The organism is Dactylosporangium sp. CS-033363 (genome assembly GCF_050942475.1).
Lineage (GTDB): Bacteria > Actinomycetota > Actinomycetes > Mycobacteriales > Micromonosporaceae > Dactylosporangium.
On record NZ_CP192032.1, the window covers coordinates 2456006 to 2476819 of the forward strand.

General features: G+C 73.1%; 18 protein-coding genes. 16 read left to right on the forward strand and 2 right to left on the reverse strand.

Translation table 11 applies throughout. The features are described from left to right. Nucleotides 1-139: 139 nt before the first annotated feature. The 5 genes from shbA (at nt 140) to ACQPZ4_RS11355 (ending at nt 4413) form a co-directional block, all read left to right on the forward strand. Complete coding sequence (gene shbA, locus ACQPZ4_RS11335; RefSeq protein WP_433058707.1) at nt 140-718, forward strand: RNA polymerase sigma factor ShbA; 579 nt, start codon at nt 140-142, stop codon at nt 716-718. Between the two features lie 67 nt (nt 719-785). Continuing rightward, complete coding sequence (locus tag ACQPZ4_RS11340) at nt 786-1706, forward strand: hypothetical protein (protein WP_433058710.1); 921 nt, start codon at nt 786-788, stop codon at nt 1704-1706. 44 nt (nt 1707-1750) lie between these two features. Continuing rightward, the gene (locus ACQPZ4_RS11345; protein ID WP_433058712.1) at nt 1751-2509 is read left to right on the forward strand and encodes a GNAT family N-acetyltransferase; all 759 of its coding nucleotides are present in this window, start codon (nt 1751-1753) and stop codon (nt 2507-2509) included. A gap of 42 nt (nt 2510-2551) precedes the next feature. Continuing rightward, the gene (locus ACQPZ4_RS11350; protein WP_433058715.1) at nt 2552-3778 is read left to right on the forward strand and encodes a sensor histidine kinase; all 1227 of its coding nucleotides are present in this window, start codon (nt 2552-2554) and stop codon (nt 3776-3778) included. Beyond that, entirely contained in the window at nt 3766-4413 is a 648-nt protein-coding gene (locus ACQPZ4_RS11355; RefSeq protein WP_433058718.1) for a response regulator transcription factor, read from the forward strand. Before ACQPZ4_RS11350 ends, ACQPZ4_RS11355 begins: the two co-directional genes overlap by 13 nt. Here the strand turns inward: ACQPZ4_RS11355 and ACQPZ4_RS11360 are convergent. Continuing rightward, on the reverse strand, nt 4395-5684 hold the full coding sequence (locus tag ACQPZ4_RS11360) for an ATP-binding protein (protein WP_433058721.1): 1290 nt from the start codon (nt 5682-5684) through the stop codon (nt 4395-4397). The two genes, ACQPZ4_RS11355 and ACQPZ4_RS11360, sit on opposite strands and share 19 nt — an antisense overlap. A gap of 202 nt (nt 5685-5886) precedes the next feature. On the opposite strand from ACQPZ4_RS11360, the gene ACQPZ4_RS11365 reads away from it, so the two are divergent. The 11 genes from ACQPZ4_RS11365 (at nt 5887) to alc (ending at nt 20248) form a co-directional block, all read left to right on the forward strand. Continuing rightward, nucleotides 5887-10179: a hypothetical protein gene (locus ACQPZ4_RS11365; protein ID WP_433058724.1), complete on the forward strand. Its 4293-nt coding sequence runs from the start codon at nt 5887-5889 to the stop codon at nt 10177-10179. Nucleotides 10180-10354: 175 nt separating this feature from the next. Continuing rightward, nucleotides 10355-10843, forward strand: coding sequence for a 2-oxo-4-hydroxy-4-carboxy-5-ureidoimidazoline decarboxylase (gene uraD / locus ACQPZ4_RS11370; RefSeq protein WP_433058727.1), 489 nt, complete (start codon nt 10355-10357; stop codon nt 10841-10843). Next, nucleotides 10840-11142, forward strand: a complete 303-nt coding sequence (uraH, locus tag ACQPZ4_RS11375) for a hydroxyisourate hydrolase (RefSeq protein ID WP_433058730.1) — start codon at nt 10840-10842, stop codon at nt 11140-11142. The genes uraD and uraH overlap by 4 nt, the downstream gene beginning before the upstream one ends. Nucleotides 11143-11147: 5 nt before the next feature. Further along, complete coding sequence (gene pucL / locus ACQPZ4_RS11380; RefSeq protein WP_433058733.1) at nt 11148-12005, forward strand: factor-independent urate hydroxylase; 858 nt, start codon at nt 11148-11150, stop codon at nt 12003-12005. Then, nucleotides 11993-12850: an FAD binding domain-containing protein gene (locus ACQPZ4_RS11385; RefSeq protein ID WP_433058736.1), complete on the forward strand. Its 858-nt coding sequence runs from the start codon at nt 11993-11995 to the stop codon at nt 12848-12850. Before pucL ends, ACQPZ4_RS11385 begins: the two co-directional genes overlap by 13 nt. After that, nucleotides 12835-13293 (forward strand): (2Fe-2S)-binding protein, encoded by a 459-nt coding sequence (locus tag ACQPZ4_RS11390; RefSeq protein WP_433058739.1) that lies wholly within the window; start codon nt 12835-12837, stop codon nt 13291-13293. The genes ACQPZ4_RS11385 and ACQPZ4_RS11390 overlap by 16 nt, the downstream gene beginning before the upstream one ends. Next, entirely contained in the window at nt 13290-14627 is a 1338-nt protein-coding gene (locus ACQPZ4_RS11395) for an 8-oxoguanine deaminase (RefSeq protein ID WP_433058742.1), read from the forward strand. The genes ACQPZ4_RS11390 and ACQPZ4_RS11395 overlap by 4 nt, the downstream gene beginning before the upstream one ends. Next, the gene (locus tag ACQPZ4_RS11400) at nt 14624-16804 is read left to right on the forward strand and encodes a molybdopterin cofactor-binding domain-containing protein (RefSeq protein ID WP_433058745.1); all 2181 of its coding nucleotides are present in this window, start codon (nt 14624-14626) and stop codon (nt 16802-16804) included. The genes ACQPZ4_RS11395 and ACQPZ4_RS11400 overlap by 4 nt, the downstream gene beginning before the upstream one ends. 2 nt (nt 16805-16806) lie before the next feature. Then, nucleotides 16807-17970, forward strand: coding sequence for a DUF6986 family protein (locus ACQPZ4_RS11405; RefSeq protein ID WP_433058747.1), 1164 nt, complete (start codon nt 16807-16809; stop codon nt 17968-17970). After that, a complete protein-coding gene (gene allB / locus ACQPZ4_RS11410) occupies nt 17967-19274 on the forward strand; it encodes an allantoinase AllB (protein WP_433058750.1) in 1308 nt (435 codons plus the stop codon). The genes ACQPZ4_RS11405 and allB overlap by 4 nt, the downstream gene beginning before the upstream one ends. Beyond that, nucleotides 19271-20248 carry an allantoicase gene (gene alc / locus ACQPZ4_RS11415; RefSeq protein ID WP_433058752.1) on the forward strand — a complete coding sequence of 326 codons (978 nt, stop codon included), beginning with the start codon at nt 19271-19273 and terminating at the stop codon, nt 20246-20248. Before allB ends, alc begins: the two co-directional genes overlap by 4 nt. On the opposite strand, the gene ACQPZ4_RS11420 is transcribed toward alc, so the two are convergent. Beyond that, a complete protein-coding gene (locus ACQPZ4_RS11420; protein WP_433058755.1) occupies nt 20233-20733 on the reverse strand; it encodes a flavin reductase family protein in 501 nt (166 codons plus the stop codon). The two genes, alc and ACQPZ4_RS11420, sit on opposite strands and share 16 nt — an antisense overlap. Nucleotides 20734-20814: the final 81 nt, after the last annotated feature.

Consider the following 20814-nt stretch of genomic DNA (forward strand, 5'->3'; position numbering starts at 1 on the left):
ATGCTCAATCGCGGCCGCCGCTCGAAGCGCAACACACTTGTCGCGTCTTTTTTCGATTCGCGCTTTCGGTGTGCGTCTTTTTCGAGAGGCCGCTCTCCGGGTGGTGGTCTCGGCCGCGGACGGTTACGGTGCGTTGACGATGACGGCGACATTCGATCCGGGGCTCGTCGACCGCGCCGTACGGTCCGAGCCCGAGGCCACGGCGGCACTGCTGGAGCAGCTGCGGCCGGGCGTCGTGCGCTACTGCCGCGCCAAGCTCGGCCGGGTCGGCGGCGCCTACACCACCGCGGACGACGTGGCCCAGGAGGTCTGCCTCGCGCTGTTGCGGGCCCTTCCCCGGTACCGCGACCAGGGCCGCCCCTTCACCGCCTTCGTCTACGCCATCGCGGCGCACAAGGTCGCCGACGCGCAGCGGGCCGCCGTGCGCGACCCGGGCCCGGCCCCGATCGACACCCTGCCCGAGCACCCGGACGCGGCCCCGGGCCCGGAGCAGCAGGCCGTGCGCACCGACCTGGCCAGGCGCCTGTCGGTCCTGCTGGCCCAGCTGCCGGAGCAACAACGCGAGATCGTCGTCCTGCGGGTCGCCGCGGGCCTCTCGGCCGAGGAGGTCGGCGTGATCGTCGGCATGTCGGCCGCGGCCGTGCGCGTGTACCAGTCCCGCGCCCTCGCCCGCCTGCGCACCCTCGCCGGCGACTCCCTGGGCGAGGTGGCCGCGTGACCTCCTTGCCGCCTGGGGCGTTTACGCTGGTACTGAGGGCCGAGTCATGACGGATCGAGGTGACACCGTGCCGGATCGCAGCGCCGAACCCCCGGTCGACCTGGCCACGGTCCGCGCCGACGACGTCCTGCTCGACGCCCTCTCGCACGGCGAGCGCGCATCGGACGACGACGCCTTGGCCGACCTGCTCGCCGATTGGCACGCGGATCTCTCCGCCGACCTGCCGACCTTCGCCCTCGACGACGACGCCGCGACGGTGGCGCTCGACTCGCTGCCCGACGTTCCCGAACTCCGCGCCGCGGGCCCTGTCGCCGACATTTCCGACGTGCCGGAAACGTCACGCAGGCGGCGATTCGGCGGTTCCGGTGAGCGCCGCCCCGGATCCGGGCTGCGGCGGACCTTTGCCGCGGTCGCCGCCGGCATCGTGATCCTCGCCGGGCTGGCGCTGGGGGCCGAGCGTTCGGGACCGGACGGGCCCCTCTGGCCGTTGACGCAGGTCCTCTACCCGGAGCAGGCCCACGCCCGGGCCGCCGAGCAGGCCATCGCCGACGCCGCCGACGCGATCGCCGCCGGGAGGTTCGACGATGCCCGGCGGCTGCTCGACACCGCGACCGCCGAGGCGAACCAGGTCGACAACGCCGGCACCCGGCAGCGGCTGCTCGATCGGATCGCCGACCTGCGCGCGCAGCTGCCGCCCGCCGTCCCGCCGGCGGCGTCCTCGGCCCCCGCGACCGCCCAGCCAACGCCGACCACCGCGCCGACCGAGGCGGCACCCACCGCGGGCGCGACCACGGCCGGCGGCAACCCGGGCGGCAACCCGGGCGGCGGCGCGACCACCGGCGGCGGAGGCAACGGCAACGGCGGCGATGGTGGCCAGGTCATTCCCGGCCTGCCGACGCAGATCGTGCCGACCAACCCGCTCCCGCTGCCGACCCAGATCATCCCGACGACGGTTCCCGGGCTTCCGCTGCCGACCGGGCTGGGCTGAGAAAAGGGCATTGCCGAAATGTCGTGATCGCGCAGAATGGGACCGTGGACGTCAATGAGATCCTCGCGCGGTTCGATCGGGAGATTCGGCAGCAGCCGCAGGAGGGGCCCGGCGCCGTTGTCGAGCGCGAGCCCGGCGTGGTCAGGGTGGTGCGGGCCGCCGACGGGTGGACGGGCATCACCTGGACCGGGCTCGAAGACCTCGATGCCGATGCGGTCATCGCGGCGCAGATCAGGCGGTTCGCCGAGGCCGGGGTGCCGTGGGAGTGGAAGTTCTACTCGCACGACCGGCCCGAGGATCTGCCCGCTCGGCTGCTCAGGGCCGGCTTCGAGCCCGGGCCGCCCGAGGCGCTGCTCGTCGCCGAGGTGCGAGCGCTGCCGCACGAGCCGAAGCTGCCCGACGGGGTGCGGCTCGTGCCGGTGACCGACGCCGAGGGGGCCGAGCTCGTGGTGCGGATCCACGACGAGGTGTTCGGCGGCGATCACGCCGCCGTCGGGCGGACCTTGCTCGCCCGGCCCGACGAGGTCAAGGCCGTCGTCGCGATGGCGGGGGACCGGCCGATCTGCGCGGGGCGGGTCGAGTTCCACCGCGGTACCGACTTCGCCAGCATCTGGGGCGGCGGCACCGCCGAGGACTGGCGGGGGCGCGGGGTGTTCAAGGCCGTCGTCGCGTACCGGGCCGCGCAGGCCGCCGCGGCCGGGTTCCGCTACCTTCAGGTCGACGCGAGCGACGACAGCCGGCCGATCCTCAAGCGCCTCGGCTTCGCGGAGCTGGCCACGACCGTGCCGTTCGTGCACGAATAGCCGTCGATCGCGGCTGTCGGGGGACACGGTACGTTCAGGCGCATGGCTTCCAGGCCCGCCCGGCTCCGGATCGCGCTCGACGCGCTGGAACGGCTCGTCGGCGGCGTCGGTACGGCCGTGCTCGCGCTCATCGCGCTGCTCACCTGCGTCGCCACCGTCGCCGCGTGCCTGATCGGCGTGGGGCTGGTGATCGTGCCTTTCGCGGTACGAATGCTGCGGGTCGTCTCTGATCGAGAGCGCGATCGACTCTCGCGCACCGGGCCCGAGCTGCTCGGGCACCTGCCGGCCCCGACACGGTTGCGAGACGCGATCACCGACGCGGCGCTGCGGCGGGAGCTCGCCTGGGCGGCCGTCCACGGGACCGCGGGCCTGGTCGTCGGGATCTTCGCCATCGCGCTGCCGATCAACGTGCTGCGGGACGGGTCGTTCGTGCTGTGGTGGCGGCTGCTCCCGCCCGCCGATGCGACGTCGTCGATCGGCTTCCCGCACGTGACGGACACCGCGGGCGCGCTGGTCGTGTCGTCGTTCGGGCTGGTCTGGCTGGTCCTGGTCTTCTACGCGACGCCGCTGCTGGCCCGGCTGCAGGAGGCGCCCGGGCGGCGGCTGCTCGCGCCCGCGCCCGGCACCGACCTCATGCTGCGCGTCGCCGAGCTGACCGCGACCCGGGCGGCCGCGCTGGACGCGCACGCGACGGAGCTGCGGCGGATCGAGAGGGCGCTGCATGACGGTACCCAGAACCGGATCGTCGCGGTGAATGTCCTGCTGGGCGCGGCGCGACGGGCGGTGGCGCGGGACCCGGCGGGCGCGGACGAGATCCTGGAGCGGGCCCAGGGCGCGGCCGAGGCGGCGCTGGCCGATCTGCGGGCGGTGGTGCGCACGATCCTGCCGCCGGTGCTGACCGACCGCAGCCTGCCCGACGCGCTGCGCTCGCTCGCCGCGACGTGCCCGGTGCCGGTGGACGTGGACGCCGAGCTGCCGGTGCGGTGCGCGGCGTCGGTGGAGGCGACCGCGTACTTCGTCGCCGCCGAGGCCCTCACCAACGTGGCCAAGCACAGCGGCGCCGAGCACGCGACCCTGCGCCTGCGCCGGACCGGCAACCGGCTGCACCTGACCGTCACCGACGACGGCCGCGGCGGCGCGGCCGCGGACGGCGGCTCCGGCCTGACCGGCATCCGCCAGCGCGCCGAGGCCCACGACGGCACCGTGGACCTGACCAGCCCGCAGGGCGGTCCGACGATTCTGAGAGTGAGCATCCCGTGCGGATCGTGATCGCCGAGGACGACGCGCTGCTGCGCGAGGGGCTGGCCATGTTGCTGCGGGCCGAGTCCCTGGACGTCGTCGCCACCGCGGACAACCCGACGACCTTCCTCGCCGCCGTCGACGCGCACGAGCCGGATGTCGCGATCGTCGACGTCCGGATGCCCCCGACCCACACCGACGAGGGCATCGTGGCCGCGGTCGAGGCGCGCCGCCGCCGCCCGGATCTCGCGGTGCTGGTGCTTTCCGCGTACGTCGAGCAGGCCTTCGCCACCGACCTGCTCGCGGCCGGCGGCTCGCGGCTGGGGTACCTGCTGAAGGAGCGCGTCGGCCGGGTCGAGGAGTTCCTGACCGCCCTGCACCGCGTGGCCGCCGGCGGCACCGCGATCGACCCGGACGTCGTCGCCCAGCTGCTCAGCCGCAGCCGCCCCGACGCCCGCCTGGAACGCCTGAGCGCCCGCGAGCGCGAGGTCCTCGCCCTGATGGCCGAGGGCCTGGGCAACACCGCGATCGCCGAGCGCCTCTTCGTCACCGAGGGCGCGGTCCACAAGCACATCCGCAGCATCTTCGCGAAACTGGAGCTGGCCCCCGACGACCGCACCGACCGCCGGGTGGCCGCCGTCCTGCACTACCTCGAGGCCTCCTGAAGCACTGCCAATGCCCGCAGCAGTTCGGCCTGGGTGATGGGGCCGTCCGCCATTCCGGTGCGGGCCTCGCGCATGGCCTTGTCGAGCTGGGCCCGGCGCAGCACCTCCTTGAGGTCGGCGCCGGTCAGGCCGGTCGCCGCGGCCGCCAGCTCGTCCGCGTCCACGTCGTCGGCGAACATCCGGAAGCCGGGGGTCTCGTGCCGGGCGATCAGGCCCCGCAGCAGCTTGCGCAAAATCTCCGCGCGGGCCTGCGGACCCGGCGCGGCCACCTGCAGCTTGAGGTCGAAGCGGCCCGAGCGGACCAGCGAGGCGTCGACGCGGTCCGGGAAGTTCGTCGTGGCGACCACGATGACGTTCGGGTTGGCCTCGATGAGCGTGTTCATCTCCTGCTTGAAGATGCCGGCCACCGCGTTGATCATCTGGCCGGCGGCGTCGAAGGCGGCTCCCGTGTACGAGATGATGGAGTCGAACTCGTCGAACAGCAGGACGGTCGGGCGGCGCAGTCCGCGGGCCTCGGTGAAGATGCGCTGGATGTTCTTCTCGGAGTTGCCGACCCACTTGTCGAGGATCTCCGGGGTGCGGATCTCGCGCAGGTCGCCGCCGATCTCGTTGGCCAGGGCCTGGGCGAGCATCGTCTTGCCGGTGCCGGGCGGACCGTAGAGCAGGATGCCCTGCGGCCGGGTCGCGCCCCAGCGGGCCATCACGTCCGGGTGGCGGAACGACACGGCGACGTCGCGGAACTGGGCGACCACGTCCTCGAGCCCGCCGACGTCGTCGAGGCGCACGCCCTCCGGGTCGCCGACCACCGCCGCCGCCGGGCTGACCGTCACCGGCCCGTCGGCGCCGGTGAGCTGCATGATCGCGAGGACCAGGGCGGTCAGCGAGGAAGACTGCAACAGGATGTCGGTACCGTCCTCCCGCACCGTCACCGCCGGATCGTCCACGTCGCCGGGGCGCGCCGGGCGGGCGCTGCGCGCGAGGCCGACCGCGATGATCGTGCCGAGCACGGCGCCGGGCAGGCCGAGCAGCCGGAACAGCGCGCCGCCGGCCGCGCCGCCGGCGAAGACCTTGGCGAACGACGAGACGCTGAACGTGCCGCGGACCCAGCGGGCCCGGTACCCGTCCGCATCGACCCTGATCTCGATCCCGCGGTGCGGCAGGTCGTGCCCGACCACGTCACCGGCCGCGAGCAGGTGCCCGTCGACGATGCGCACCACGCGCCCGCCGACGTCGACCACCTCGACCGCGGGCCGCAGCTCCTTCTCGGCCATGTGTTCGAGTCTGCCACGGAAATCGGCGAATGCCCGGGGTCCGCTCGACGTGGTCGCGATCGAGCAGGCCGGAAGCGTTCGCCTGATCAGTCATTCATGGATCGGACGTTGAGATCGATCGAGCCGGATGGACGCGCTTCCGCTTGAAACGGTTCGGCGTCAGAACTGATGCTGAAGCCCTCGGGCGAAGGTGAGGGGCGGCATGGCCACATGGCGTCGGCATGGGGGATGGCGCGCGCTCTGGTTGCTCCTGCCGGCGGCGGCAGCCGCGGCGGCCTGGGCGGTCACCCAACAGTTCAAGGCGCCGATCGGATGGCGGGTGGCGTTCTCGGCGCTCGCGGTCGTCGTCCCGCTCGTCGTGGTCGAGCTGCGCGAGCGGTTCAAGAAGGACGACGACAAGGTCAAGGTGTTCCGGGCGCACCTGCACCAGTACTCCCGGCGGCGCGGGGTGCCCACCGTCGGTTCGATCCGCGACCTCCGATCGTTCGGGGTGGGCACGGCGCGCCGGGGGCAGTCGGCCGGGGTCGGACCGTACGTGGACCGGGACGTCGACGACCGCCTCGACGAGCTGTTGGCGCGCGATTCGTTCGTCCTCGTGATCGGTGATGCGAAGGCGGGGAAGTCGCGGGTCGCGGCCGAGGCGGTGCGCCGCAACTTCCGGCACCGGCAGTTCATCTTCCCGATCGGCGCGGAATCCCTGCCGGCGATCCTGGACGCGGAGATCGACCTCGACAACAGCGTGGTCTGGCTCGACGAGCTGGATCGCTATTTGGACAAGGGCGGCCTGGCCCGCCTGCTCGACGTCCTCGACGGCAGCGACGCCCCGCGCCACTGCGCCGTCGTGGCGACGATCCGGGCGCAGGCGTTCGGCCGGCACATCCCCCATGAAGGGGTCGAGTCGCCCGCGTGGCCGACCCTGTCCCGGGCCGAGCGCGTCCGCCTGGAACGCCTGCTGAGTGACGCGGAGCGGGAACGCGCGGCGACCGTCGTCTCCGACCCGCAGGTGTTGAACGCCCTCGACCGGTACGGGCTGGCGGAGTACCTGGCCGCGGGACCCGACCTCATCGAGCGGCTCGAGGACGGCATGCTGGCCAAGCCGGTCGGAGCGCTCGTGGTGCTCATCACGGTCGACTGGTTCCGAACCGGCTCCCGGCGCGCGCTCACGGCGGAGACGCTGGCCGATCTGCTCCCCGGATATGCCGCCACGCTGGGCGTCGAACTCCCGTCCACCGGCGAGATCCAGGATGCCGTGACCTGGGCCCGCCAGCCGATCTACGCGGCCAGCGCGCTGATGTCCGGCGACGCCCGGGGCTACCGCGTCTTCGACTACGTCCTGGATTACGTCCAGACGCAGTCCAAGGCCAGCCCCGTGCAGAACGCGACGTGGGAGGCGGCGCTGGCGGCGCATCCCGACGTGGACGAGGTGCTGCAGATCGGGCTCACCGCGAACGCGCAGGGTCGGATCGACATCGCCCTCGTCGCGTTCGAACAGGCGGTGAACAACGCGACCAGGGTCAGCGCGCCGATCGCGGCGTACAACTATGCGTCGGCGCTGCGGAGGGCCGGCCGGGTGACCGAGGCGTCGGTGTACTTCCGGCGCGCTGCGGACGCGGGCCACGTCGAAGCGGCGTACGCGGCCGGCGAGCTGGCCGAGGCCGACGGCGAGCTGGGTGACGCCGAGCGCTACCTGACACAGGCGGCCGAGCAGGGTCACCACGACGCCGCTTTCGCCCTGGGCACCCTGTTGCGGGGACGCGACGCCGGCGCCGCGCTGCGCTGGTTCCGCCGTGCCGCGGACGCGGGGCACGTGGAGGCGGCCTACTCCGCCGGGCAGCTCTCGGAGGCGAGCGACGATCCATCGGAAGCTGAGCGGTACTTCGGGCAGGCCGCCGAGCGAAACCATCTGGACGCGGCGTTCGCACTGGGGACGCTGCTTCGGGGCCGGGACGTCACCGCGGCCCTGAGCTGGTTCCGGCGCGCCGCCGATGCGGGGCATGTCCAGGCCGCGCACGCCGCCGGACACCTCCTGCGAGCGCGGGGCGAGAGCCACGAAGCCGAGCGTTACCTTCGCCTGGCGTCCTCGCTCGCCTCGGCCGAGCCGGGGTCGCTCGTGCCTGAGTCGACCCGGGCGGTCCTTCGTCGCGGAGCCCGCGACCTGCCCCTCGACGTCGTCGAGTCGGTTCGTGCACTCGCGACGACCATGACCACGCGAACCGACGGCGAGCTGCGTCAACTGTCGCACGTGTACCGCCGCCGCCTGGGCCGGGGCGAATCCGTGACGGACCTGATGCCCGAGGCCTTCGCGGCGTACGCGGAGGCGACCCAACGGCTGCGTCGGATCGAGGTCTCCGATGGCCAGCTGACCGGCGGAGCCGCCCTGCACTCCGGCCGAGTCGTGGAGATGCAGCCCGGGCAGGGGCGCGCGCAGGCGGTCGGGCTCGCCACCTACCTGGAAGCGCTCGGCGGCGACGGCGTGCATGTCATGTCGCTGGACGACGCGGCCGCGGCCGCCGACGACGAGAACATCGGTGCCGTGCATCGATTCCTGGGCCTGCGTGCCGGCCTGATGATTCCGGGCCAACGCGCGACCGCCAGGCGGGCGATCTATGACGGCGACATCGTGTACGGCGGTCTTTCCGAGTTCGCGTTCGACTACATTCGCGACGGCCTGGCCTGGTCCACGGACGAGCTGACCCAGCGCGGCCTGCATCTGGCGATTCTGCACGATGCCGACGTCGCACTGCTCGACAATCTCCGGGAGTCGTACTCCATTACCGGAGACTTCAATCAGGACAACCGGTGGTATGCCGAGTTCGCTCGAATTGTCGCTCGCATGCGTCTCGACGTGCACTACACGTGCGATGAGGATTCGCGCCGGGTCACCCCCCTCGATGCCGGCATCGACCTGGTCGAGGACCAGCTCGGCATCGATCGACTGTATGCCGTGGAAAACGGGGAGGTACTGCACCAATTCACGTTGGCGATCAAGGCGCAGGCGCTGTACCGGCGTGGACGCGACTATCAAGTGCAGGACGGGAAGATCGTCATCATCGATCCCCAGACCGGCGCGGTGCAGACCACGCAGCGGTACCTGGACGGGATCCGCCAGGCGTTGGAGGCCAAGGAGGGGTTGCCGGTCAGCCGGGCCACCGAGACGAGGGCGACCATCGGCTGGATGCCGTTCGTACGCCGCTATCGGCGACTCGCGGCGATCGCGGGAAGCGCGACGATCGAGGCGGAGGCATTCCGGACGTTCTACGACATGTCGGTGACCGAGGTGCCGCCGGACCAGCCAGTGATTCGGGAGGATCTGCTGGACTATCTGTACATGTCGGATCGTGCGCGCTGGGAGGGTGCCGCCGACATCATCAGCGAGCGGCACGACACCGGCCAGCCCGTCCTGGTCGAGGTGACGGACAATGCGGAGGCGGAATGGTTGCGTCGCCGCCTGCGGGAGCGGACGGTTCCGTGCCGGTTGCTGACGACGGAAAACCGTGACGAGGAGCGAGCGATGCTGTCGGCTGCGGCGTCGAAAGGCGCGGTCACGATCGCGGTGAACATCGCCCGGACGCGGGTGGACATTCCGCTGGGCGGACCCGAAGGTTCGGACGCGGCCGAGGTGCGCCGATTGGGCGGACTATTTGTGCTCGGCACGCGGCGGCACATGTCCCGCCGGCTCGACGAGCGGCTGCGAGACCTTTCCGGCCGCCGCGGTGAGCCTGGCACGAGCCAATTCCTGAACGCGAAGGCCGACGCATTGTTCGAGGGAATGCCCTGGTTCCTTCCGGACGCGGTCTATGGAGACGGTCCGATCGCGACACGCATGCTCACTCGCGCCATCGCCGCCCGGCAGCGGATGGCCCGGGCCGTCGACCTGGATCAGCAGCGGCGGCTCCAGAAATGGGACGCGGTCCTGGAGGACCACCGCCGGCAGCTGCGGGACCTTCGCGATCAGGCGCTGCTGGGCGACGGCGTCGCGCAGCTGACCCTCGGGTACCTGGACCAGACCCTCGACGCGTACGTCCAGAAGTCGTTCGCGTCCGGCGCCGCGGATCAGCCGGAACTGCTCGCGGCCGTCCGGCAGCTGTTCGCCGTCGACGCCGCCGACATCGCGTCGCGCCACGACCGCGCGGGACTGCGCGAGGCGCTGGGCCGCGTGGGCCGGCTGGCGTGGCAGCGCCGGGAGGAGGAACTCGGTGCGGAGGCGTGGTTCGAGCTGCAGCGGCAGGTGCTGTGGAACGTGATCGACCGGCAGTGGCGTGAACACATCGCGGTGCTCGACGACCTCTGGGACACCGCGCTGCTCGAACGGGTCGCGGGACGTGAGTCGCTCATCGTCTACCGGGAACGGGCGGAGCGAGCCTTCGAGGAGATGATCGGCCGGGTCAAGGAGGAGACGGTCGGCTTCCTGTTCAACCTCGAGGTGGACGTCCAGGGATATGCCGAGGAGCAGCCCGCCATCGTCGCGGGACCGGCGGCGGAAGACGCCGACTGATCGCCCGTCGTGCGAGCATTCGGCCGGGATGCCACCCGGCCGAACGCGTGCCGACCCTGCATTTACGCACTCTCTGCTCGCGAGACCAGACAAAACGCGGATACTGGACATGATCCTAAAGGTCTGGACATGAAACATCCCCGGAGTAACGTGCCGGGGATACGAGAGGGGTGCCATGCTCGATCGGTTCAACGGCCTCGCGCCCGAGGCCGCCGAGGAGGCCCTGCTCGCCTGCTGCGCGTCGCCCGGCTGGGCCGCTCGCGTGGTCGCCGCGCGGCCGTACCAGACGTCCGCCGACCTGGTCGTGGCCGGCGTGACCGCCTTCGACGAGCTGGGCTGGGCCGACCTGCAGCGGGTCCTCGCCGCCCACCCGCGGATCGGGCAGAGACCGGCCGGCGACGGGGCCGAGGCCGCCTGGTCGCGCCGCGAGCAGTCCGGCGTCGAGGGCTCCGCCGAGGAGTTGGCCCAGGTCAACGAGGCGTACGAGCGCCGGTTCGGCCACCTGTTCCTGATCTTCGCGACCGGCAAGTCGGCCGACGAGGTGCTGGCGGCGGCCCGGGGCCGGCTGCGCAACGACGACGACGCCGAGCGCGTGGTCGTCCGCGGCGAGCTGCGCAAGATCGTCGAGCTGCGGCTGGAGCGGCTCGCCGAGGCCGCCGCATGAGCCTGTCGACCCACGTGCTTGACACCGCCCGCGGCATTCCGGCCGCGGGCGTGCCGATCCGGCTCGAGACCACCGAGCAGATCTTCGTCGGGGACGGGATCACCGACGTCGACGGGCGGCTGCGCTGGGAGGACGTGGACCGCGGCCGCTACCGGCTGGTGATCGACACCGCGGCGTACCTGGGGCCGGACGCGTTCTTCCCCGAGGTGTCGATCGTGTTCACCATCGCCGACGCCCGCCACCACCACGTCCCGCTGCTGCTCAGCCCGTTCGGGTACTCGACCTACCGGGGGAGCTGAGGCCCGTGCCGGACTTCGAACTTGGCCCGAACCAGTACGGCAAGGCCGAGACCCGCCTCGTGCGCGTCGAACGCGGCGCGGACGGCGACCGGCTGACCGACCTCAACGTGAGCGTGGCCCTGCGCGGCGACCTCGCGGCCAGCCACCTGACCGGCGACAACGCGGCCGTCCTGCCGACCGACACGCAGAAGAACACGGTCTTCGCGTTCGCGCGCGAGTTCGGGATCGCGAGCATCGAGGCGTTCGCGGTCCGCCTGGCCGAGCACTTCGTCGCCACGCAGCCGACGATCCACGAGGCGCGGGTGCGCATCGAGCAGTACCCCTGGCAGCCCGTCGACGGCCGCCACACCTTCCGCCGCGACGCGAGCGAGGTCCGCACCGCCACCGTCCACCATGGACCGTACGGGACCCAGGTCGCCTCCGGCGTCACCGGCCTCGTGCTGCTCAAGACCACCGACTCCGAGTTCCACGGGTACCTCAAGGACCGCTGGACCACGCTGCCCGAGACCCGCGACCGCATCCTCGCCACCTCGGTCGACGCCACCTGGCGCACCGCCGCCGGGTTCGCCGACCCCGGGCCGGCCCGCGCGGCGCTCGTCGAGGCGTTCGCCGACACCTACAGCTACGCGCTGCAGCAGACCCTGTTCGCGATGGGCTCGCGGGTGCTCGAGCGCTGCCCGGACGTCGTCGAGGTCAAGCTCTCCCTGCCCAACCGGCACCACTTCCCCGTCGACCTGCAGCCGTTCGGGCTCGACAACCCCGACGAGGTCTACTTCGCCGCGGACCGCCCCTACGGGCTCATCGAGGGGGTCGTGCGCCGCGACGGCGCGACGGTGCCGCAGGAGGTCGCGTGGACTTTCTGAGACCGTCCACGTTGGACGAAGCCCTCGCCGCAAAAGCAGCAGCGCCGGATCTGGTACCGCTGGCAGGTGGCACGGACGTGATGGTCGAACTGAACTTCGACCGCCGCCGCCCGCCCGCGCTGCTCGACCTGACCCGGATCGCGGAGCTCGCCGACTGGTCCGAGGACGGGGGCGTGCTGCGGATCGGGGCCGGCGTGACGTACCGGCGGATCATCGACGAACTCGGCGGGCGCCTCCCCGGCCTCGCCATGGCCGCCCGGACCGTCGGGTCGCCGCAGATCCGCAACCGCGGTACCGTCGGCGGCAACCTCGGCTCCGCCTCCCCGGCCGGCGACGCGCACCCGCCGCTGCTCGCCACCGGCGCCGAGGTCGAGGTGGCCTCGATCCGCGGGGTCCGCCGCATCAAGGCCCAGGACTTCTTCGCCGGGCCGAAGCGCAGCGCCCTCGCCCCCGACGAGCTCATCGCCGCGTTCCGCGTCCCACCCGCGCCCGGCCCGCAGCAGTTCGCCAAGGTCGGCACCCGCAACGCGATGGTCATCGCCGTCTGCTCGTTCGCCCTCGCCCTGGACGTTTCGAAGCGAACGGCCGGCACCGGCATCGGCTCCGCCGGACCGACCCCGCTGCGGGCGGCCGAGGCGGAGTCGTTCGCGTCCGAACTGCCGTGGGAGTCGCGGGAGCCGCTGCCCGACCCGCTCGTCGCGCGCTTCGGCGAGCTCGTCGCGGCCGCGGCCAAGCCGATCGACGACGTGCGGGGCAGCGCCGCGTACCGCCGGCACGCCCTGTCCGTCCTCGGTGGACGGACGCTGCGCTGGGCCTGGGAGGAGTACCGATGCGGGTCAACGTGACCGTGAACGGCGACGCGCTCGCCGCCGACGACGTGTGGGAGGGCGAGAGCCTCCTCTACGTGCTGCGCGAGCGGCTCGGCCTGCCCGGCGCCAAGAACGCGTGCGAGCAGGGCGAGTGCGGCTCCTGCACGGTGTACCTGGACGGCATCCCGGTCTGCGCCTGCCTGGTCGCCGCCGGCCAGGCGGAGGGGCGCGAGGTGCGCACGGTCGAGGGCCTCGCCGGGGCGGACGCGCTGCACCCGATCCAGCAGGCTTTCCTGAGCGCCGGCGCCGTCCAGTGTGGATTCTGCACGCCGGGCCTCATCGTGGCCGTGCACGACCTGCTGGAGCGCAACCCGCACCCGAGCGACCCGGACATCCGCGAGGCGCTGGCCGGCAACCTGTGCCGCTGCACCGGGTACGAGCACATCGTCGCCGCCGTGAAGCTGGCGGCCGACGCATGATCGTCATCGAGGGCTGCGCGATCGCGACGGTCGACGCGGGCGGCACCGAGCACGCCGACGGCCACATCGTGGTGGCGGGCAACCGGATCGTGGCGGTCGGCGCCGGGCGGTACCAGGGCGACGCGAGCGTGACCACAGTGGACGGCCGCGGCTGCCTCGCCACGCCGGGCCTGGTCAACACCCACCACCATCTCTATCAGTGGGCCACCCGCGGCTACGCGCAGCAGGAGATCCTGTTCGGCTGGCTCAAGGAGCTGTACCCGGTCTGGGCGCGGCTGGACGCCGGGATCGTGCACGCCGCCGCGTCGGCCGGCCTGGCCCAGCTGGCGCTGACCGGCTGCACGACGAGCACCGACCACCACTACGTGTTCCCGCGCGGCGGCGGCGACCTGCTGGCCGCCGAGATCCAGGCGGCGGCGGAGGTGGGGCTGCGGTTCCACCCGTGCCGCGGCTCGATGGACCTGTCCGAGAAGGACGGCGGGCTGCCGCCGGACTCGGTCGTCGAGGACACCGACGCCGCGCTGGCCGCGACCAAGGACGCGATCGACCGCTTCCACGACCCCTCGCCCGGCGCGATGGTGCGCATCGCGGTCGCGCCGTGCAGCCCGTTCTCGGTCACCCCGCGGCTGATGGAGGAGGCGGCCACGCTGGCCCGGGCCGAGGGCGTGCGGCTGCACACCCACCTCGCGGAGACGGTCGAGGAGGAGCACTACTGCAAGGAGGTGCACGGCTGCACGCCGGTCGAGTACGCCGAGCGGCTCGGCTGGCTCGGCGCCGACGTCTGGCTCGCCCACGCCGTGCACCTCGACCCGGCCGCGATCGCCAAGCTGGGCGCGACCGGCACCGGCGTCGCCCACTGCCCGAGCTCCAACGGCCGCCTCGGGGCCGGCATCGCCCCGGTCCGCGACCTGCTCGACGCGCGGGCGCCGGTCGGCCTCGGCGTCGACGGGGCCGCCTCCCAGGAGGCCGGCGAGATGGGCGCGGAGCTGCGGCAGGCGCTGTACCTCGCGCGCCTGCGCGGGGGACCGGCCGCGCTGACCGCTCGCGAGTCCCTGGCCCTTGGCACCATGGGTGGGGCCCGCTGCCTGGGCCGGGCCGACGAGCTCGGCTCGCTGGAGCCCGGCAAGCTCGCCGACATCGCGCTGTGGGACTTGAACGGCCTCGGCCACGCCGGCATCGCCGACCCGGTCGCCGCGCTGGTGTTCGGCCCGGCCGCCCCGCTGCGGCTGCTGCTCGTCAACGGCCGCGCGGTCGTCCAGGAGGGCGCGCTGTCCACCGTGGACACCGCGGCCGTCGCCGGAGCGCTGGCCCGCGCCGCCCGGGGGTTGCGATGACCGTCCAGGTCGGAACGATCAACGGCATCGGCACCTCTCCCGTCCGCCCCGACGGCACCCTGAAGGTCACCGGGGAGTTCGCGTTCTCGTCCGACCTGTGGGCCGACCGGATGCTGTGGGGCGCCACCCTGCGCAGCCCGCACCCGCGCGCCCGCATCCTCGGCATCGACCTCACCGAGGCGCTCAAGCTGCCCGGCGTGCACGCCGTGCTCACCGCCGAGGACGTGCCCGGCAAGCCGCACTACGGCCTGGAGCACCGCGACCAGCCGGTGCTCGCGATGGGCGAGGTGCGCTACGCCGGCGAGCCGGTGGCGATCGTGGCCGCCGACCACCCGGAGACCGCGCGGCGGGCGGCGGCGCGGATCGCCGTCGAGTACGAGGTGCTGGCGCCCATCGTGGACAGCGAGGCCGCCCTCGACCCGGCGTCCGAGCCGGTGCATCCGGGCGGCAACCTGCTGCGGCACGTGCCGATCCGCAAGGGGCCGCAGGACGCGGTGGCGGCGGTCGTGGTCACCGGCGAGTACGAGGTCGGCATGCAGGACCAGGCGTTCCTCGGCCCCGAGTCCGGCCTGGCCATCCCGGCCGAGGACGGCGGCGTCGACCTGTTCATCGCGACCCAGTGGCTGCACGGCGACCTGGGGCAGGTGGCCGACTGCCTCGGCCTGCCGCCGGCCAAGGTGCGGCTGAGCCTGGCCGGGGTGGGCGGCGCGTTCGGCGGCCGCGAGGACGTGTCGATGCAGGTCCACGCGTGCATGCTGGCCCTGCACACCGGCCGTCCGGTGAAGATGGTGTACTCCCGGGAGGAGTCCTTCTTCGGCCACGTCCACCGGCACCCGGCGCGGCTGCGGTACGAGCACGGCGCCGACGAGCACGGCATCCTCCAGTACGTCCGGGCGCGGATCGTGCTCGACGGGGGCGCCTACGCCTCGACGTCGATGGCGGTCGTGGCCAACGCGACCACGCTCGGGATCGGCCCGTACCGGGTGCCCAGCGTGACCGTGGACGGGTACGCGGTCTACACGAACAACCCGCCGTGCGGGGCGATGCGCGGCTTCGGCGCGGTACAGGCGTGCTTCGCCTATGAGTCGCAAATGGACAAGCTCGCCGCGGCGCTCGGGCTCGACCCGGTGGAGCTGCGGGCCATGAACGCGCTCGAGCCGGGGGACACGATGCCGACCGGGCAGGTCGTCACCGGACCCGCGCCCGTCGCCGACCTGCTGCGCCGCGTCCGGGACATGCCGGCTCCCGCTGCTGTACGAGACGACCCGCGCGAGCTGCCCGGCGGGGTCGCGAACACCACCCACGGCGAGGGCGTGCGGCGGGGCGTCGGCTACGGCATCGGCATCAAGAACGTCGGCTTCTCCGAGGGCTTCGACGACTACTCGACCGCGCGGGTGCGCCTGGAGCTGGTGGGCGGCGAGCCGGTCGCGGTCGTGCACACCGCGGCCGCCGAGGTGGGCCAGGGCCTGGTCACCGTGATGGCCCAGATCGTGCGCACCGAGCTCGGCGTCGAGCAGGTCACGGTGGCCACCGCGGACACCTCGATCGGGTCGGCCGGGTCGTCGTCGGCGTCGCGGCAGACCTACGTCACCGGCGGCGCGGTCAAGGCCGCGTGCGAGGCGGTGCGCGCCGAGCTCGAGCGCCGGGGCGGCGATCTCGCGCAGGGTCCGATCGACGAGACCGTGGAGTGGCGGCACAAGCCGACCTCCGCGCTCGATCCGGCGACCGGGCAGGGGAACGCGCACGTGCAGTACGCGTTCGCGGCGCACCGGGCCACGGTGGACGTCGACGTGGAGCTCGGGCTGGTGCGGGTCGTCGAGATCGCCACCGCGCAGGACGTCGGCCGGGCCCTGCACCCGCAGTCGGTGCGCGGGCAGATCGCCGGCGGCACCGCGCAGGGCCTGGGGCTGGCCGTCATGGAGGAGATCCAGGTGGTGGACGGGCAGATCCGCAACCCGTCGTTCACCGACTATCTCATCCCGACCATCCTGGACGTCCCGCCGATGCTCATCGACGTCCTCGAGCTCGGCGATCCCGAGGCGCCGTACGGGCTGCGGGGCGTCGGCGAGCCCCCGACCATCTCGTCCACCCCGGCGATCGTGGCCGCGATCCGGGCCGCCACCGGCCTGGCGCTCAAGCGCGTCCCGGTGCGGCCCGAACACCTGACGGGAACGTGAGCATGGCGCTGTCGCAGCGTGACCTCGACGAGCTGGCCGCCCGCGCGGAGCACCTGGACCGGCTCCAGCTGCCCGGCCAGACCGGCGCGCGGCCCGGGCGGCAGCCGGTGCACACCGTCTACGTGCCCGCCGACCGCTTCGGCGCGGAGACCGTGGGGGAGTGGGGCAACGCGGCCCGGGCGCTGGTGCGCGACCACGGCCGCCCGCCGTTCCCGGACCCGATCGTCGAGATGGTGCTGGCCAAGCTCACCACCGAGCCGATCGAGGACCTGCGCGTCGACTTCGAGGACGGCTACGGCCGGCGCCCCGACGAGGAGGAGGACGCCCACGCGACCGCGGCCGGCACCGCGCTGCGCACCGGCCCGCCGCCGTTCTTCGGCCTGCGCTGCAAGAGCCTCGAGCCGGATACGGTACTGCGAGCAGCCCGCACCATCGACCTGTTCCTCACCGCACTGGGCCCGCCGCCCGACACGTTCGTCATCACGTTCCCGAAGGCCACCTCCGCGGGCCACGCCGACGCCGCCGTCCTGCTGTGCCGGCAGCTGGAGCACGCGCACGGGCTCGCCGAGGACACCCTGCGCTTCGAGCTGCAGGTCGAGACCCCGCAGGCGATCCTCGGCGCGGACGGCCGCAGCCCGCTGCCGGAGATGATCGTCCGCTCGCACGGGCGGCTGACGGGGCTGCACTACGGCACGTACGACTACAGCACGGCGCTCGGCATCGCCCCGACGTACCAGAGCCTCGAGCATCCGGTCGCCGACCACGCCAAGGCCGTCATGCAGGTGGCCGCGGCCGGCACCGGCGTCGCGATCGCCGACGGCTCCACGAACGTCCTGCCCGCCGGGTCGGGCGAGGACGTCCACCGCGCCTGGGCCCTGCATGCCCGGCTGGTCCGCCGCAGCCTCGAACGCGGCATCTACCAGGGCTGGGACCTGCACCCCGGGCACCTCGTCACCCGCTGGGGGGCGACGTTCGAGTTCTTCCACGACGGCGTGGACGAGGCCGTGCGGCGCCTCGGCCACTACCTCGGCCGCCGGGTGCGCGGCCACCTCGACGAGCCCGCCACCGCGCGGGCCATGGCCCACTTCCTGCTGCGGGGGCTGCACTGCGGCGCCCTCGGCCCGGGCCACGTGCGCCATCCCCTCGAGGTGCTGGAGGCTTTGTGACCTTCTCCCTGCGCTCCCGGCAGGTCTACTTACCCGGCGGCCCCCGCGCGGCCACGGTGACCGTCGACAGTGGACAGATCGTGGCGGTCGGCGACTACGAGTCCACCGTGGACGGTCCGGTCACCGATCTGGGGGCGCTGGCGTTGCTCCCCGGCCTCGTGGACACGCACGTGCATGTGAACGAGCCCGGCCGTACCGAATGGGAGGGTTTCGAAACCGCCACCCGGGCCGCCGCGGCGGGCGGCGTGACCACGATCGTCGACATGCCGCTCAACTCGCTGCCGCCGACCACCTCGGTCGCCGCCCTCCGCGAGAAGCAGGCCGCGGCGCGGGGCAAGTGCTTCGTGGACGTCGGCTTCTGGGGCGGCGCCGTCCCCGGCAACGCGCGCGACCTGTTCCCGCTGCACGAGGCGGGCGTGTTCGGCTTCAAGAGCTTCCTGGTCGACTCGGGCGTGCCGGAGTTCCCGCCGCTGGACCGGGCCGGCCTGGCCGCCGCCTTCGCCTCCGTCGACGCGCTGTTCATCGTGCACGCAGAGGACCCGGCCCGGCTGCACGACGCCCGGCCGTCCCGCGCGTACGCCGACTTCCTGGCCTCCCGCCCGGCCGCCGCCGAGGTGTCCGCGGTGGACACCGCGCTGTCGGTGGCGGCCGACACGAACCGCCGCGTGCACATCCTGCACCTGTCGGCGGCGGACGCCCTGACCTCGCTGCGCCGCGCCCGCACGGCCGGCGTGCGCGTGACGGCGGAGACGTGCCCGCACTACCTCACCCTCGAAGCGGGGGCGGTGCCGGATGGCGCCACGGAGTACAAATGCTGCCCTCCGATTCGTGACGCGGGCAACCAGGACCGGCTGTGGGGCGGGCTCGCCGACGGCACCATCTCGATCGTCGTGTCGGACCACTCCCCGTCGACCCCGGCGCTGAAGGCCCGCGGCACGGGCGACTTCGCGTCGGCGTGGGGCGGCATCGCGTCGCTCCAAATTGGACTGCCGGCGGTGTGGACGGAGGCCCAGGAGCGCGGCTTCACCCTCGCCGACGTGGTCCGCTGGATGTCCTCGGGCCCGGCCGACCTGGTCGGGTTGCGGAACAAGGGCCGGATCGCACCCGGGACCGACGCCGACCTGGTGGCCTTCGACCCGACGGCGACGTTCGTGGTGGACCCGGCGGCCCTGCTGCACCGCCACCCGGTCACGCCGTACGCGGCCCGGGAGCTGAGCGGCGTGGTGCGGACGACCTGGCTGCGCGGGGAGCCGGTGGGCTCGACGCCGCGGGGCCGTTTCCTGCGACGGGGGGATGCCCAGTGACCTTCACCGACCTGACCGATCTGGCCTCCCGGCTGCTGGGCGGCGGGGTGGTGGCGGCGAACGACGAGTTCTTCGCGGCCATGGACAACCTCGTCAACCCGGCGCCGTCGGAGTTCGAGACGTGGACGTACGGGCCGAAGGGGAAGGTGTACGACGGCTGGGAGACCCGCCGCCGCCGCTCCCCGGGCCACGACTGGGCGATCGTGCGCCTGGGCGCGCCGGGCCGGATCCACGGCGTGGTGGTGGACACGGCGCACTTCACGGGGAACTTCCCGCCGTACGTCTCGCTGGACGCGGTCGCCCTGCCCGGCCACCCGTCCCCGGCGGAGCTGGCGGCGGCGACGTGGACCGAGCTGGTGCCGAGGTCGCCGGTGAAGGGGGACGCGCGCAACCACTTCGCTCTGACGCCCGGTACCCGGTACACGCACGTCCGCCTGAACATCTACCCCGACGGTGGCGTGGCCCGGCTGCGGGTGCATGGGGTGGCGGAGCCGGATCCGCTGCTGTTGCACGGTCTGACAGTGAACCTGGCCGCGATGGAACTGGGCGCCGTGGTGGCCGGGTGCAGCAACATGTTCTACGGCTCCCCGGGGAATCTCCTGCTGCCGGATCGAGCGCGGCAGATGAGCGAGGGCTGGGAGACGGCGCGGCGGCGGGACCCGGGCAACGAATGGGTTCTGGTGCGGCTGGCGGCGGCCGGGCGGGTGCGGTTGATCGAGTTCGACACCACGCATTTCAAGGGGAACGCGCCGGGGGAGGCTTCGCTGCGCGCGACCTCCGACCCGGGGGACGAGTCGGCGTGGTGGGATCTCCTGCCGCGGACGCCGGTGCAGCCGGACACCCGGCACTTCTTCCGGGTGGATGCGGCCGAGGCGGCGTCGCACGTCCGGTTGGACATCCATCCCGACGGGGGCGCGGCGCGGCTGCGGCTGTGGGGGGAAACTGTCGTACCCGCCGTTCAGAGTCCGGTGTAGGTCCCGTCGTGATAGACGAGGGGAGTGGCTCCGGCGTCGTCGTGGTGCTCGGCGTGGACGGGCGACGCGATGACGATGACATGGTCGCCGGCCTCGACCTGGTTGACGACCCGGCAGACGAGGACCGCCAGCGGGCCGTGGAGCACCGGCACTCCCTCCGGCCCTTCGTGCCAGCTTCCGATGCGTGCGTACGCCGCGAACCGATCGATCCCGGGCGTGGCGAAGATCCGCGCGACCTCTTCCTGCTGCGCGGTGAGCACGTGGACGGCGACGAGCGCGGCGGCGCTGACGGCGGGCCGTGCGGACCCGGCCTGCGCGACGCAGAAGGAGACCAGCGGCGGATCGAGGGAGACGGAGGTGAACGAGGTCGCGGTGAATCCGGCGCCGGTGCCGCCGGGCCGGGGAGCGGTGACGACCACGACCGCCGCGGCGTGCCGCCGAAGAACCCGCCGAAACAGCCCGGTCTCGATCCCGGCGATGGTCACGTCGTAACCCTACCCACGGGTACACCCCCGAACCGCACCCCGTGCGGCCCACGTCACAACGGCCGTCCCACTGGCCACACG

What these genes read in the sequence shown, in the direction of transcription:
- shbA (WP_433058707.1), top strand. Translation starts at nt 140, where the DNA reads ATGACGGCGACATTCGATCCGGGGCTCGTCGACCGCGCCGTACGGTCC.
- ACQPZ4_RS11350 (WP_433058715.1), top strand. Translation starts at nt 2,552, where the DNA reads ATGGCTTCCAGGCCCGCCCGGCTCCGGATCGCGCTCGACGCGCTGGAA.
- ACQPZ4_RS11360 (WP_433058721.1), bottom strand. Translation starts at nt 5,684, where the DNA reads ATGGCCGAGAAGGAGCTGCGGCCCGCGGTCGAGGTGGTCGACGTCGGC.
- ACQPZ4_RS11365 (WP_433058724.1), top strand. Translation starts at nt 5,887, where the DNA reads ATGGCCACATGGCGTCGGCATGGGGGATGGCGCGCGCTCTGGTTGCTC.
- uraD (WP_433058727.1), top strand. Translation starts at nt 10,355, where the DNA reads ATGCTCGATCGGTTCAACGGCCTCGCGCCCGAGGCCGCCGAGGAGGCC.
- uraH (WP_433058730.1), top strand. Translation starts at nt 10,840, where the DNA reads ATGAGCCTGTCGACCCACGTGCTTGACACCGCCCGCGGCATTCCGGCC.
- ACQPZ4_RS11390 (WP_433058739.1), top strand. Translation starts at nt 12,835, where the DNA reads ATGCGGGTCAACGTGACCGTGAACGGCGACGCGCTCGCCGCCGACGAC.
- ACQPZ4_RS11395 (WP_433058742.1), top strand. Translation starts at nt 13,290, where the DNA reads ATGATCGTCATCGAGGGCTGCGCGATCGCGACGGTCGACGCGGGCGGC.
- ACQPZ4_RS11400 (WP_433058745.1), top strand. Translation starts at nt 14,624, where the DNA reads ATGACCGTCCAGGTCGGAACGATCAACGGCATCGGCACCTCTCCCGTC.
- ACQPZ4_RS11405 (WP_433058747.1), top strand. Translation starts at nt 16,807, where the DNA reads ATGGCGCTGTCGCAGCGTGACCTCGACGAGCTGGCCGCCCGCGCGGAG.